The sequence below is a fragment of the Bacillus pfraonensis genome (genome assembly GCF_050768835.1).
GTDB lineage: Bacteria > Bacillota > Bacilli > Bacillales > Bacillaceae_G > Bacillus_A > Bacillus_A pfraonensis.
In genome coordinates, this window is the sequence record NZ_JAHCDO010000092.1 from 1 (window position 1) to 1,295 (window position 1,295).

General features: G+C 49.3%; 9 tRNA genes and 3 rRNA genes. All 12 read left to right on the forward strand.

Annotated elements, in window-relative coordinates:
- Positions 1-133 (forward strand): 23S ribosomal RNA (locus KFD70_RS29185); the annotation flags it as partial.
- Between the two features lie 92 nt (positions 134-225).
- Positions 226-341 (forward strand): 5S ribosomal RNA (rrf, locus tag KFD70_RS29190).
- A 5-nt stretch (positions 342-346) separates the two neighbouring features.
- Positions 347-422: transfer RNA gene (locus tag KFD70_RS29195), tRNA-Val, on the forward strand.
- Positions 423-427: 5 nt separating this feature from the next.
- Positions 428-503, forward strand: a tRNA-Thr gene (locus tag KFD70_RS29200).
- A gap of 13 nt (positions 504-516) precedes the next feature.
- Positions 517-592 (forward strand) — tRNA-Lys (locus KFD70_RS29205).
- 16 nt (positions 593-608) lie between these two features.
- Positions 609-689, forward strand: a tRNA-Leu gene (locus KFD70_RS29210).
- A 30-nt stretch (positions 690-719) separates the two neighbouring features.
- Positions 720-794 (forward strand) — tRNA-Gly (locus KFD70_RS29215).
- Positions 795-810: 16 nt separating this feature from the next.
- Positions 811-899, forward strand: a tRNA-Leu gene (locus KFD70_RS29220).
- A 3-nt stretch (positions 900-902) separates the two neighbouring features.
- Positions 903-976, forward strand: a tRNA-Arg gene (locus KFD70_RS29225).
- Between the two features lie 8 nt (positions 977-984).
- Positions 985-1,058, forward strand: a tRNA-Pro gene (locus KFD70_RS29230).
- A gap of 12 nt (positions 1,059-1,070) precedes the next feature.
- Positions 1,071-1,146, forward strand: a tRNA-Ala gene (locus KFD70_RS29235).
- A gap of 72 nt (positions 1,147-1,218) precedes the next feature.
- A 16S ribosomal RNA gene (locus KFD70_RS29240) occupies positions 1,219-1,295 on the forward strand; the annotation flags it as partial.

Here is a 1,295-nt window from a genome sequence, read left to right on the forward strand (position 1 = left end):
CCCCCCTCAAGATGAGATTTCCCATAGCGTAAGCTAGTAAGATCCCTGAAAGATGATCAGGTTGATAGGTTCGAGGTGGAAGCATGGTGACATGTGGAGCTGACGAATACTAATAGATCGAGGACTTAACCATATAATATGAATACAAATGTTATCTAGTTTTGAAGGAATATATATTTAAAATTCCTGTTGACATTCTGAAAAGAATGTGTATAATAATAAAAGTCTGGTAATGATGGCAGAGAGGTCACACCCGTTCCCATACCGAACACGGAAGTTAAGCTCTCTAGCGCCGATGGTAGTTGGGACCTTGTCCCTGTGAGAGTAGGACGTTGCCAGGCAAAGCGGAGGATTAGCTCAGCTGGGAGAGCACCTGCCTTACAAGCAGGGGGTCGGCGGTTCGATCCCGTCATCCTCCACCATATACGCCGGCTTAGCTCAATTGGTAGAGCAACTGACTTGTAATCAGTAGGTTGGGGGTTCAAGTCCTCTAGCCGGCACCAGTTTTTATTGTACGAGCCATTAGCTCAGTTGGTAGAGCATCTGACTTTTAATCAGAGGGTCGAAGGTTCGAGTCCTTCATGGCTCACCATTTATTAAAATAATATGCGGGTGTGGCGGAATTGGCAGACGCACCAGACTTAGGATCTGGCGCCTTTGGCGTGGGGGTTCGACTCCCTTCACCCGCACTTTTAATAAAATATCTCATAACATGTCTTGCGGAAGTAGTTCAGTGGTAGAATACAACCTTGCCAAGGTTGGGGTCGCGGGTTCGAATCCCGTCTTCCGCTCCAATTTTCAATATGACATGCCGGGGTGGCGGAACAGGCAGACGCACAGGACTTAAAATCCTGCGGTGGGTGACCACCGTGCGGGTTCGACCCCCGCCCTCGGCACCATATGCGCCCGTAGCTCAATTGGATAGAGCGTTTGACTACGGATCAAGAGGTTAGGGGTTCGACTCCTCTCGGGCGCGTTTTCCTTCGGGAAGTGGCTCAGCTTGGTAGAGCACCTGGTTTGGGACCAGGGGGTCGCAGGTTCAAATCCTGTCTTCCCGATATTTATATTTTGGGGCCTTAGCTCAGCTGGGAGAGCGCCTGCCTTGCACGCAGGAGGTCAGCGGTTCGATCCCGCTAGGCTCCACCAAAAAGTTCTTTGAAAACTGAACGAAACAAACAACGTGAAACGTCAATTTTTATTTTAGATGCTAGACAAACTTTATTGGAGAGTTTGATCCTGGCTCAGGATGAACGCTGGCGGCGTGCCTAATACATGCAAGTCGAGCGAACCGATTA